The organism is Spirobacillus cienkowskii (assembly GCF_037081835.1).
Classification (GTDB): Bacteria; Bdellovibrionota_B; Oligoflexia; order Silvanigrellales; family Silvanigrellaceae; genus Silvanigrella; species Silvanigrella cienkowskii.
Genome location: NZ_CP146516.1, coordinates 2,331,200 through 2,343,722 on the forward strand (window position 1 = coordinate 2,331,200; position 12,523 = coordinate 2,343,722).

Here is a 12,523-nt window from a genome sequence, read left to right on the forward strand (position 1 = left end):
ACTATACCCATTTTTCTGTTACTTTTTTAATTTCTTCCAGCATAATTTTTAAGGCTTTATTTTTTTCAAACCAATTAATGCAATCTGTACGAAATTGACCATAAGTTAATTTATTAAGTTCTGCTAAAAATGATAACGGCAATACAGAGGCATCTTTAATAATATCGGCAACATCAAAAACCAAACCACCTCTTCGGGTTTTGCCGTGGACAACTGACAGAGAATGCGAAATACCTAAAATCCATAATGCAGAATTTGCCAAGCCGTAAGCTAAATAATTACCACTATTTAAAAATTCGTTAGCAGTCATATTTGTTTTGTTACTTTTATTTTTTTTACTTATGTTTATTATGTTTTTTTTATCTTTTTTAAGAAAACGGGTTCTTTTAAAATCTTTATCCAAAACATTTTTTGCTAATATTTTAAAAAGCCCTCTTGTTAAGTCTCCTTCGTGACCTAGGAGTTCAAATGTATTTTTTGCATTCTCCATTTTTTGTCTAAATTCTTCTATAATGTGACCTGGGTTAATTTCATTTTCAAAAATTTCACTCCAAGATTCTAATACTAACTGACAACGACGATGCTGAAATTCTTTTGCAACCTGTAATCTGGCGTCATCGTTGATCCACATTTTAATCCAGCCTTGCAAAAATTCTGGTTTGCGATATTCAGACTGCGACGCTAAATAAACAGGAGTACCACCTCCTCCAGTAAATATGACAGAAACAGATTCTCCAGATAATAAATACGCGGCTTTTTGTGAAATTGAAGTACCTGGGCCTAAAACAAGTGCATTTATGTTTCCATAAGGTAAAGAATAATGTTTTTCGAGCATAATTTTTTCTAACGCATCTGGTTTTCTAGTAAAAGTAACCATATCGTTACGCACCGAAATACGACAATGTTCTAAATAAACAATTGCAGCTTTATGTGTGGGTAAAATAGCCATAAATAATCTCTTTTTTATTTAGGAATTAATAAGAATGATTAAGTTAAAAATAAAAACCGCCTATGCGGCGGGAAACAATACTAGTGAAAATACCTATAATCATAATTTCTCAGCCACCTACACGGTGGTTAATGTTATTCATAGAGACATCTAACACGTTTTCTGTTTCTCAGCCACCTATGCGGTGGTTAATTATTCTTTATTATTTAGACTACTATATGAAGATTTCTCAGCCACCTATGCGGTGGTTAATTGATGTTTGTTTGTGCTTTAGAAAGTTTTGTATTTCTCAGCCACCTATGCGGTGGTTAATGTCGTTTTAAATACTGCATTAATTAAATTTGAGTTTCTCAGCCACCTATGCGGTGGTTAATAAATGCAGGTATGTCAAAGCAATTGAACCAAATTTCTCAGCCACCTATGCGGTGGTTAATGGCAAATCACCAACACCTTGTTTTAACCATTGGTTTCTCAGCCACCTATGCGGTGGTTAATCAGCAACTTACCGTGGCGCATCATTTACAAATTTTCTCAGCCACCTATGCGGTGGTTAATAGCTAGTCTATTTATTTTCCGCTGTAATAAGTTTTCTCAGCCACCTATGCGGTGGTTAATTGTTATATTATTTGTTATGCCTTTGTTTTATTTTTCTCAGCCACCTATGCGGTGGTTAATATTGCTCAGATGTAACATATACTATACAAAACTTTCTCAGCCACCTATGCGGTGGTTAATTATTGCAAACACCACGAGCAATTATACGTTTATTTCTCAGCCACCTATGCGGTGGTTAATGTGGTTGTTTTTTGAACTCTATTTGTATTAAATTTTCTCAGCCACCTATGCGGTGGTTAATAATATCAACGCTGCAACATATCCTCTTTGGAAATTTCTCAGCCACCTATGCGGTGGTTAATTTCTTTATGCTTTTGGAGAAGAAAATTTTGATATTTCTCAGCCACCTATGCGGTGGTTAATTTATAAAACATTATACACAAGTGGAGTATTAGGTTTCTCAGCCACCTATGCGGTGGTTAATGAAATTATCCGCTCGGCATTATTGACGGGTTATTTTCTCAGCCACCTATGCGGTGGTTAATGTGATGTTTTCTTTTCATCAGGCTCTGGATCTTTTCTCAGCCACCTATGCGGTGGTTAATGTTTAATCAACTATTATTTATCGCAACAGTTGTTTCTCAGCCACCTATGCGGTGGTTAATGCGTAAGCAATGAGGCTGCCATAAATGCACCATTTCTCAGCCACCTATGCGGTGGTTAATCGCTATTCTTTTTCTTTGTATTGACTTAAAAATTTTCTCAGCCACCTATGCGGTGGTTAATACCCCTTTACAAACGGAGTTTAAATAAGGGGTTTTCTCAGCCACCTATGCGGTGGTTAATAAAGACGATGTGGAGCAGGCTCTTTCTGAATTTTTCTCAGCCACCTATGCGGTGGTTAATTTATAAAACATTATACACAAGTGGAGTATTAGGTTTCTCAGCCACCTATGCGGTGGTTAATATATCATGTGTCAGACAAAATTTTAGCCACAATTTCTCAGCCACCTATGCGGTGGTTAATGCTCTAATTTTTGTAACAACATACTGGTAACAATGCAATACATTATAATTTAAACCACTGCACCATTGCTTTAGGCAATTTTAAAAAAGCATAGTATTTATAAGGTTTTCAAATAACAGTCTATACACAATGGGTGCATAGAATTAAAAATGCGGAACACCCACCCCTTGAGGAGCAAGTCCATAGCTTGAAAATTTAATATCCCTCTGCAAGTCAAATGGAGGTTCCACCTGTTCACGCGCTATAAATAACACAAATCCTTTTTGCGCAGTAGAACTGCTATCAACAGGTATTCCATGAGCAATTGACTGAAGACGTGTTTTTATTGACTCTCCTAACTGAGGTTTATTAAATAGATGCTCTTTATTTTTTCGTGCGTAACGTCTTTTAATGCGTTCAAAAAAAGCAGGGGTTTGTTTTTCTATGCCACGATTTCTAAAAAAACGGTAATATGTTGTTGTGCTTTCTGGTACCTTTTTAATACGACTCACATCTAGCAAACCACGCTCTGCATTTTGATTTAACCAAGCCGAACGTGAAATAAACTGCAACTGATCTTCACTTCCTAAAAAACGAATAACTCCACCAATAGATTGATCGCTCCATTCTGGAAACGAAACAGCAATACAGCCTTCTGCTTTACCAACAATAGTATGAAAATGCTGATAAATTTTTTTAATATCCATTGCTGTAAACTTAGAAAGATCTGTTAATTTAATGTCTAAATAATAATTTAAATTCATCACTATTTTTCCTTACAATTAAGCATTCGCATCAAGATCCAATTTTTTTATTATCTTTCTTTATTTGCTTTTTAGATGCCTTTTCTGCTTCTTTCTTTTTGCGCTTTTCAAAACTTTCTTGGCTAGAGTAACTAAACACACCGCCGCGAACTAAACACCCAACAACAAAATGTACATTTCCAGGTATTTCTTCTACATTTTTTGATGCTTTAAGTTCTTCGGTTAAAGAAATAATATTTTCTACTAAAGAATAAAAATCATTTTTACTTTCTTTAGAAACACGCATGGCTTTTTGCATTTTTGAATCAACACCATAAGGCTCAATGGGTAAGGCGGGCACAAAATTTGCATTGGAATACCAAGTATCAATAGTGCGCAAGGCATTGCCTATTTTTTGCGGGTGCAAGTAGGCATGATTATCTACTGTACCTAAGCTTGTTTTTGCAAGAACTCTGCCAATATCATCTTTCATTTTATCTTTTTCTATAAATTCTTGACTTGGAAAAATTTCTTGCCCCAAACCAATTTTACCGCTTGCCGTAATTTCTAATCGTAATAAATGACTTTTTCCAGAAAGTGCGGCAGCAAACTGATCGATTAACATTTGTAAAAATTTTTTTTGCTGCTCAGAATAAGGCTGCGCAACAATAAATTGACATTCATTATTAAATTCTTCTAAAAAATTGGTACGATTCATCACTTTAATAGTAATTGTTAAGTTATCGGCGTCTCTGTTGCGCCATAACCACGAACCATTTAAAATTTGGTTTACATATTTTTGTGCTAAAATTGCGTAACCATTTTTATCTGTATAAATTTTTAAAAATTGGGCAACATATTCTATAAATTGCTCGTCATTACAGGCATCGGGTTTAATGCTCTTACCTAATACATTTAAAGAAAACACACACTCAAAGGTATCGGAGTTTGCAGGCAAGTGCGCCACCTCTATGCGTTGCAAATTCGGTTTATCTGGGTTTTCATCATAAAAACTTTGCCCTGCAGAATGGCTTGATTGCGTACCACGGATGCTTGTTTGCACTACAGTAACAGGTGTTTTTATTTTTTTCCCCTCATGATTAACAATTGCGTAAAATAAACCCTTGCCTGTTTGTATAGAACGCGAATAAGAAAGTAAGCTTGGTTGCAATAATTGCATAGTTAAATCTCCAAAATAGTATTTGATTTTGCAATAAACATTTTTGAATTAGAAAAATAAGACCAAAATATTTTTTTATGATTTTCTTGTTTTTCGTGATTACGCAGCGATTTTACATTGCGCAATCTGCCAGCTCCCAATAACGGTTCAGCATAAATGTGCTGCACAGCTCGAGCCCCTTCTCGTTGCTGCGGCTGCTCGTCTAAAGAAACAAAACCAACAGCTAACGGAACAGCATAAAAATCTACATTTTTTTCATCACGTTTTCCTCCTTCACACATACGCAGCAATGCTTCCAATGCATCGACTTCGTGTTCATTTTTTATTTTTATGAGCTCATCACTTGCACATTCTAATACAAACGCATTATATGGAATAGAATTTAAATGAGTAAAGAAACTTTCATCAAATTTTATTTTATCAACACTTTCAATAACACCACTGCAGCAAAAGTTAGAAAAAAAGATATTTTTAAAATCTTCGCTTTGTAAAAAATCAATATTTTCATCTAAATTTTCATCTAATAAATCAATATTAAAAACAAAATCTGCAACAAAATTTAAAATACGTGTATCTACAGTTGCTGCAATAGCAGAGTTGCCGCTTGCTCTTTGATTTTCATGCCCAGGGGTAAAGCGAGGGTGTGTGATAGAACACTCTAACTCTCGTAAAAATACCGACACCGCATTAAATTTAATATTTTTATTATGCTCAAAATTGCACTTGCGTTGTGTTGCATGCATCATTCCAAGTATTCCCGTAACAGATGGAAAACCCTCCACATAAATATTCGCCATGGCTTGCGCACCCGTTACCACCACATTATGCACACCTAAAAATCCATTTTTCATAATAAACAACCTTTCAAATATTTTGAAAACAAATAAATTAAATGCAATGATATACCATTTGTAATAACTTCTTCATTTTTATTTGCATATTTTTGTAATTTATCAGCACAATATCTTGAAAATAATTCTATATTTTTTTCGTTTACTTCATGATATAAATTTTGTTCTCGGTAATCAAAATTTTTTAAAATATAGTTTGATGTACTTGCTTTTTTAAACCGTAAATCATCAATAATATCAAATACATTTTCAAAAGATTTCTCAATTAATATTTGAAGATTTTTTTCTAGTTTTTGTTTATTTTTATAAGTATAATGAAATCTTCCTTCTTCTTCATTATCAATTTTTTCTAATTCTATTAAATAATTACTAAAATTAAAAAATTTATACACTTTATAATCAAATGCTGTTTCGCATTGAGAGATTCTACTCTTTGGAAAAGTAAATTTGATGAGCTTAAATTTTCCGGCAATTGAAGCGCTCAAATCTCCCGCATTCACAGGATTTGAACCACCCACCGAAATAGTTTCAAACTGGCGGAATAAGGTATCGTGAGATGCATATCTTCTTTCCCACAATTCACGTAACATCCCATTATGAGCAATAGGACTAATTGCAAGATAATTGCCATTGTCAAGCGGCCATAAAATTTGCGGATCGGTGGCAAAAGTTGAATTATGAAAAAATGCTTCATCAATTTTTTCTTTTAAATAATATAAGTTTTTTTCTAAAATACCCAATTCAAAAAGTACCTTAATAACATCCGATTGCAACCAATTGTCAGAATGCAGCTCTTCGGCAATAGATGTTAACTTATTATTGTATTTAAATTGAGTTACAAAAAAATACTTTTTTTTGTTATCTGCTGCATTTCCACCCCAAAACAAGTTTTTTAAAAAATTTGTTGTTAAAGAATACGCAAACCGAGGATCTTTATACTGCGGTTCTTTTAAAAAAGGGTTAGGCACTGGAGTGTTGGCATCTGGAATTTTTGCATTATATTTTTGCATTCCTTTTATTGCATGCACAATATCTGCAAGAAATTTTTGGTCTTGCAAAAGAAGCTTGGCATTGTTTTCTAAATTAATATCTTTGCTCAATTCCTTTTCATAAGAATTAATAATTTCAATTATAAATTTTTTTAACTCAGAGCGCCCAAATACATTTGCTGCAGGATTTTTAGGCTGCATTGGGTCACTAGAAACTTCTTTTTTTTCGTTTTGAATCACATTGTCTCCCTTATTTATAATAAAAATTATTTGAATTTTTAATTACATCCTTTATACTTTAACTTTTATTAAATTTAAAATAATACAAATACTCCGTTTTCCCAACGGTTAATATAAAAATAAAAAGTTAAAGTATAAATTTCTCAACCGAAAAGAATCGGACAAATGCAATTCTGATGTAGCTAGCACACAAAAGAACCCTAGTCAAAATTTTCTTTAAATATTTTTCATCTTTCCAAATTTTCAATTTTTATTAAAAATCGACGAAATATTTAAACCCGATTTTACAATTTCTTTTATAAAGTCATCATACTCATTATTTTTTTTGTTTACAGGTAGCAGTTCTTGAATATTATTAATCGCATTTGGAAAGTCTTTTGCACATTGCGCAATAGCTGGAGCTAGCTTGACTTTAAGATCGTTACTTAAGCCTTTGCGCACATACACGGGTTCATTAGGGATTGGTTTCGATAACCATAAAATTTTTGTTTCTTTATAAATATTTGGATAAATTTTTTCTACTCTTGATCTTGCATCTAATATTTTTCCAGAATCTTTATCTGGCGCATTGTAATATGCGGCCGCCGCATCAACCTGACCTTGCATGAGCGCAATGATTGAGGCGTCCATACTTCCAGTAGCAACCTCTTGTGCGAATTTAGCATTAGTATTTTTCATTAAAATAGAAGGATAAATATAGCTTGAAGCAGAGCTGGCGTCAGAGTATGCAAATTTTTTTCCATTCAGATCTTTTACTGTTTTAATAGGAGAGTTACTTTTTACAAAAATAGCCGATTGGTAACTGCGCATTCCATACCGAACGGTTTGTAATAGAGGCTCGGCACCAAATTTATTTCGCGCAATGATAAAACTCACAATATCGCCAAATGCTAAATCTACTTTTTGCGCCCCCATTGCTTCCACAACCGCTATATAACTATTTGGAATTTGTAAAGTAATAAAAATTTTTGATTTTTGCTCAATACATTTTGCGACTGGCTTTGCACTGTCTAATGCTTGGATTGCTTGACTCGATGGCACAATTGCAATTTTTAAAGGGTTATTATGTGAACCAAGTTTATCTAATGCATAAGAACTTGTGATTGGTAACAAAAAACACATTGCTGAAACCAGATTTAATTTCATATTTTTTGGCCTCCAAGCAATAAGATACAAAACAAATTTTAATATTAAAATTTATCTATAATATAATTCAATTGTCAAAATTACTCTACTTTTATTTTAAATAATTACTTTTTATTTATAAAAATACAAATATAAACAAATTATTCTTATTTTATATATAATTTAAATCGATATCATGTAAATAAACACGCCAACTTGACATATGCTCCCTGCTCCTTTATTAATTGATATTGATAAAAGTTATCAATATCAATTAATGGAGTTGCCATGAATGAATTGCTTTCCTTAATTTTCTCTCTTTCACCAACATTAGATACAGCAGAGGCAAATTTTCGTACCAATCAGTATGTTGCTGGTAAAAATGCGATATCTAAAATGTCTGGTTGTTTTTTGGTGGATTATAACTACACAGAAACTGAAAGCTTACAACCAGATTATCTTGTAGACAAAAGAGTTTATGATGTTAATAAAAATCATTCTGTTAAAGAATGGATATATTCAGAAGAAATTTCTCCAAATCAAATAAGACTGCAACATATTTTGTTTTCAACAGATTTAAATGGAAACTTTATAGAACACAGTATTTTAAAACATCATGCAGAAGACTGGGAGTATAATGCACCATTTTTATATGAATTCGTTAAACCATCAGAATGGATCGTCAAAATTCCAGAACAAGATTTATGGACAAGACGTATTACAAATCTTGACGATGGCCTAAGGTACCAATGCGCCTCACAATGGGATACAAGTTCACAGTATTTAACTTGGAGCTGCGGCAATAATTTTGCCCCAATTCCAGGACGTGAAACACGCGATATGAAAAGAAAAGATTATAACACTTTAAATCGCACAACCAAAGTGATTGTATACAATCAAAATTGGTTAGAAAGACAAGAAAATATTAAAACAATTTATCAAAACGAAACTAAACTTCCGCTTGCTAGGGAAGAAGGGAAAAACTGGTACATTCGTTTAAATGATCAAGAATGCTCAGTTGCACAAAACTTTATGGCACCTAAACTCGAGTTTTGGAAACTGTTACGAGAAACTTGGAGTGAAGTATTAAACGGAAGCGCACCGTTTTCAGAAACAACTCCAACAAATCCCACTCCACGTTATGTAAAAATTTGGGAAATAGAAAAGCAAGCTTTACATTTAGACCTTACTAACCCCGAACAAAGAGCTAGCACTAAAAATGAAATTTTAAACGTTATTAACTTGTATAAAAAATAAAGTTACAATAAATTATAAATGCCAGTTAATAGTTGAGAAAGTTATTGTGAGGCTTGAAGAAATAGCTCCAATTTGTTAAATAATTTTTGCACAAACAAAATTAACAAAGGAGCTACCAATGGACTGGCAGAGCCAACTCATCACTGTATACCTTACTACCTGCGATTTCTTTTCTCAACTCTCTCCAACCTCTTTTTTAAAAATTAGTCCAAACTCAAATCCCTCGTTCACAGACCAAGAAGTCACCACTATTTACATCTTTGGAGTTTTAATGAAACAAAAAAATATAAAAGCTATTTTTAACTTCACTAAAAATTTTATTCCAAACTGGTTTCCTCACTTGCCTTCTTATGAAGGATTTTTGTCAAGACTTAATAGCTTAAGTAAACTCTTTCCTGAACTTGCAAACTTTATTTTAAAAAATAATAAATTTAAAATCCCTAAAACAAAATCCAAACCTTTTATTCTTATTGACTCTTTACCTATTATACTCACAACTGGTTTTCGGGCGCACAAGTGCAATACTGCAAACGATATTTCTGCTATTGGCTATTGCTCTTCAAAAGATAAATTTTACTATGGGTTAAAACTTCATCTCGCTGCTTTGTTTCAAAATAAAAAACTTGCCGCACCTATTGATTTTAAAATCACACCCGCCGCAACTCACGACTTAACTGCTGTTAAGAATGATCTTTTAAACTTCAAACATTCGCAAATCTTTGCCGATCGTGCTTACTGTGACAAATCAACTAAAAAAAACTTGAATCAAATAAACTCTAAATTACACACACCAATTAAACTCTCTCGGAATAAAAAAACTCTTTCTAGTGATGAGAAAGTTTATTCTAAATCTGTTAGCTCTATTCGGCAGTCCATTGAAATCCTTTTTAACTGGTTAATTGAATCCAGCGGTATTCAAATCGCATCAAAAGTTCGATCGACTAAAGGCCTTATCGTCCATGTTTTCGGACGATTTTCTGCCTGCCTGTTTAACTACTTATTCAAATTCTAATTGATTTTTCTCAACTATTAATTGGCATTATAACTTTATTTTTCAACTTTTTAATTTTTTATTTCATAAATTAAAATTAATTTAAAAATATTTTTAATTATTAAAAATTACCATGCAGGCACTGCGCCAGGAAAAAGTTCTTCGGTCTTTTTCTTAATTTCATCAGAATTCATAATAGCTTTTAAAGTTTGAAATATTTTCTTATCTTTATCAACTTGCCTTACAACAATGACATTCACATAAGTTTTTGCAGTTGTGGGGTTTTCGCGAACAAGCGCTTCTGCAGGCTTAAAACCTGCATTTAAAACAAAATCATTATTTAAGACAACAGCAGTCACATCATAGGATGCACGCGCAGCCTGAGCAGCGTCTACAGTTCTAATCGTTAAACTTTTAGGATTTTGGACAATATCTTTTAAGTTTGGAAGCTCGCCAGCATTATGACGTAACTTTATTAATCCGGCATTTTGTAACAATACTAATGCTCTACCTTGATTACTGGTATCATTAGGAATAATAATAGAATCCTTTTCTTTAATTTGATTAATATTTTTGATCTTGCGAGAATAAATTCCCATAGGATAAATAAAAGTATTGGCTACAATAGCTAACTTATATCCTCTTTTTTCAATAGCTTGATTTAAAAACGAGACTGTTTGAAAAATGTTTGCATCAAGATCACCAGAATTTAGCGCCTCATTCGGCATTTGATAATCGACAAAAGGAACAATTTTAAAATTTAAATTGTATTTTTCTTTGGCAATTTTTTTTGCAACTTCCATAATTTGTACAGAAGGTCCTGCAGTAATTCCTATTTTTATAGTTTCTTCTGCAAACAATAAATTGATTTTTAAAAATAACAAAACAGGTAAAAAAACAAATTTTATAATACATTTTAAAGTCATAGAAAATCCTTATCATTAATTTTACAAATGAGAAACTTTACGAGTGATAAAGTCGCCTAAAAACTGAATAATTAATACAAGTAAAACTAACATAACTAGGGCTTGTAACATAACAGGAGTATTAAATTGATAATACCCATACTGTATCGCCATATTACCTAAGCCACTTCCCCCCACAGCACCTGCCATTGCAGAATATTCTGTAAGACTTACAAATAAAATTGTGCACGCATTCGATATTCCTGGCACCGCTTCAGGTAACAAAACTTTATATATAATTTGAATTGGTGATGCACCCATTGCTTGTGCCGCTTCTATAAGTCCAGAATTCACACTCGCTAATTTACCTTCTACCACTCTTGCAAAAAAAGGAATTGCTGCAACACTTAATGGTACCATTGCTGCAGCAGTACCAATAGAAGATCCTACAATAAAACGAGTAAACGGAATTATAGCTACCATTAAAATTACAAAAGGAACAGAGCGGCCAATTGTTACAATACTACTTAATATTTTATGAACCAACACATTTTCATAAAACATACCTTTAGCTGTAACGGTAAGACCAATTGCAATTGGCAAACCAACTATAAATGCAGAAAATCCTGCAACCAAAACCATATAAATTGTTGAAAGCGTTGCATCAAGCAGTGTATTTAATGTTTCCAGGAACATATCCTAAAACCTCTGTAGAAATATTTAACTGATTTAAAAAATGAATACCCAAATCAATATCTTTTTGCTCTCCAATTACCTGACAAAGCATCAAACCTAGAGGAGAATTATTGACTAAATCAATGTGTGCTTGCAAAATATTCACTTGCAAACCAAATTTAACAATAAATGTTGAAATAATAGATTGACTCGCTGTTTCTCCAATAAAAGTAAACTTAAGAATTGGCGCTAAACCACTACTTGGATTTTGTTGTAACGAATTTTCAATACTTTCTGGAAGAGCAATATGAAAAGTAGATTTAACTAAAGATTTTGCAATTTGAGTTTTAGGAGCGCTAAACAATTGAAACATAGAATTGATTTCTACTAATTCGCCATTTTCAATTACAGCAACACGATCACAAATAGATTTTACCACTTCCATTTCATGAGTGATTAATAATATTGTAACGCCAAATTTACTATTAATTTCTTTTAACAAAGATAATATTGATTTTGTTGTTTCTGGATCTAAGGCAGAAGTGGCTTCATCACATAATAATACTTTTGGATTAGTAGCCAAAGAGCGTGCAATTGCAACACGTTGTTTTTGTCCACCGCTTAATTGATGCGGATAATAGTTACTTTTATCTGTTAAACCAGTAACATTTAGTAAATAATTAACTCGCTCTTTAATAAATTGTTTGCTTTCACCCGCAAGCCTAAGAGGCAAAGCCACATTATCAAAAACATGAGCAGATGCTAAAAGATTAAAATGTTGAAAAATCATTCCAATATTACGACGCTGTTTTCTTAAATCAACCTCTTTTAGTTCTGTTAAAGAAACACCATCTAAAACAACCTCACCCTGTGTTGGTTTTTCTAAAAGATTAACAGTACGTAACAAGGTACTTTTTCCTGCTCCACTCTTTCCAATAATGCCAAATATCTCACCTTTAAGAATATGGAGATCAATTCCTTTTAAGGCATAAGAAAGACCTCGTTTTGTGTTGAAAGTTTTTTTAATTCCAATAAGTTTAATCATATTAGTACCTAA

11 protein-coding genes and 1 CRISPR repeat array are annotated in these 12,523 nt (G+C 32.7%); of the genes, 2 read left to right on the top strand and 9 right to left on the bottom strand.

The window, feature by feature from the left end:
• Window position 1: 1 nt before the first annotated feature.
• The 6 genes from cas1f to phnD all read right to left on the bottom strand — a co-directional run bounded on the left by cas1f (window position 2) and on the right by phnD (window position 7,659).
• Window positions 2-949, bottom strand: a complete 948-nt coding sequence (gene cas1f / locus Spiro2_RS10355) for a type I-F CRISPR-associated endonuclease Cas1f (RefSeq protein WP_338635708.1) — start codon at window positions 947-949, stop codon at window positions 2-4.
• Between the two features lie 105 nt (window positions 950-1,054).
• Window positions 1,055-2,531: a CRISPR direct-repeat array (repeat unit 28 nt; unit sequence TTTCTCAGCCACCTATGCGGTGGTTAAT).
• A 143-nt stretch (window positions 2,532-2,674) separates the two neighbouring features.
• Entirely contained in the window at window positions 2,675-3,274 is a 600-nt protein-coding gene (cas6f, locus tag Spiro2_RS10360) for a type I-F CRISPR-associated endoribonuclease Cas6/Csy4 (protein ID WP_338635709.1), read from the bottom strand.
• 31 nt (window positions 3,275-3,305) lie between these two features.
• Window positions 3,306-4,433, bottom strand: a complete 1,128-nt coding sequence (csy3, locus tag Spiro2_RS10365; protein ID WP_338635710.1) for a type I-F CRISPR-associated protein Csy3 — start codon at window positions 4,431-4,433, stop codon at window positions 3,306-3,308.
• A 2-nt stretch (window positions 4,434-4,435) separates the two neighbouring features.
• Window positions 4,436-5,284 carry a type I-F CRISPR-associated protein Csy2 gene (locus Spiro2_RS10370; protein WP_338635711.1) on the bottom strand — a complete coding sequence of 283 codons (849 nt, stop codon included), beginning with the start codon at window positions 5,282-5,284 and terminating at the stop codon, window positions 4,436-4,438.
• Window positions 5,281-6,513 carry a hypothetical protein gene (locus tag Spiro2_RS10375; protein ID WP_338635712.1) on the bottom strand — a complete coding sequence of 411 codons (1,233 nt, stop codon included), beginning with the start codon at window positions 6,511-6,513 and terminating at the stop codon, window positions 5,281-5,283. The genes Spiro2_RS10370 and Spiro2_RS10375 overlap by 4 nt, the downstream gene beginning before the upstream one ends.
• Before the next feature lie 243 nt (window positions 6,514-6,756).
• Window positions 6,757-7,659, bottom strand: a complete 903-nt coding sequence (phnD, locus tag Spiro2_RS10380) for a phosphate/phosphite/phosphonate ABC transporter substrate-binding protein (RefSeq protein WP_338635713.1) — start codon at window positions 7,657-7,659, stop codon at window positions 6,757-6,759.
• Window positions 7,660-7,926: 267 nt separating this feature from the next.
• Here phnD and Spiro2_RS10385 point away from each other — a divergent pair, with 267 nt between their 5' ends.
• Together Spiro2_RS10385 and Spiro2_RS10390 are read left to right on the top strand one after the other, a co-directional pair.
• On the top strand, window positions 7,927-8,895 hold the full coding sequence (locus Spiro2_RS10385) for a DUF6607 family protein (protein WP_338635714.1): 969 nt from the start codon (window positions 7,927-7,929) through the stop codon (window positions 8,893-8,895).
• 118 nt (window positions 8,896-9,013) lie between these two features.
• A complete protein-coding gene (locus tag Spiro2_RS10390) occupies window positions 9,014-9,907 on the top strand; it encodes an IS982 family transposase (RefSeq protein WP_338634920.1) in 894 nt (297 codons plus the stop codon).
• 107 nt (window positions 9,908-10,014) lie between these two features.
• On the opposite strand, the gene Spiro2_RS10395 is transcribed toward Spiro2_RS10390, so the two are convergent.
• The 3 genes from Spiro2_RS10395 to Spiro2_RS10405 are packed head-to-tail and all read right to left on the bottom strand — an operon-like array spanning window position 10,015 to window position 12,511.
• Window positions 10,015-10,812: a MetQ/NlpA family ABC transporter substrate-binding protein gene (locus Spiro2_RS10395; RefSeq protein ID WP_338635716.1), complete on the bottom strand. Its 798-nt coding sequence runs from the start codon at window positions 10,810-10,812 to the stop codon at window positions 10,015-10,017.
• Between the two features lie 21 nt (window positions 10,813-10,833).
• A complete protein-coding gene (locus Spiro2_RS10400; protein ID WP_338635717.1) occupies window positions 10,834-11,487 on the bottom strand; it encodes a methionine ABC transporter permease in 654 nt (217 codons plus the stop codon).
• Window positions 11,456-12,511: a methionine ABC transporter ATP-binding protein gene (locus tag Spiro2_RS10405; RefSeq protein ID WP_338635718.1), complete on the bottom strand. Its 1,056-nt coding sequence runs from the start codon at window positions 12,509-12,511 to the stop codon at window positions 11,456-11,458. The genes Spiro2_RS10400 and Spiro2_RS10405 overlap by 32 nt, the downstream gene beginning before the upstream one ends.
• Between the last annotated feature and the right edge of the window lie 12 nt (window positions 12,512-12,523).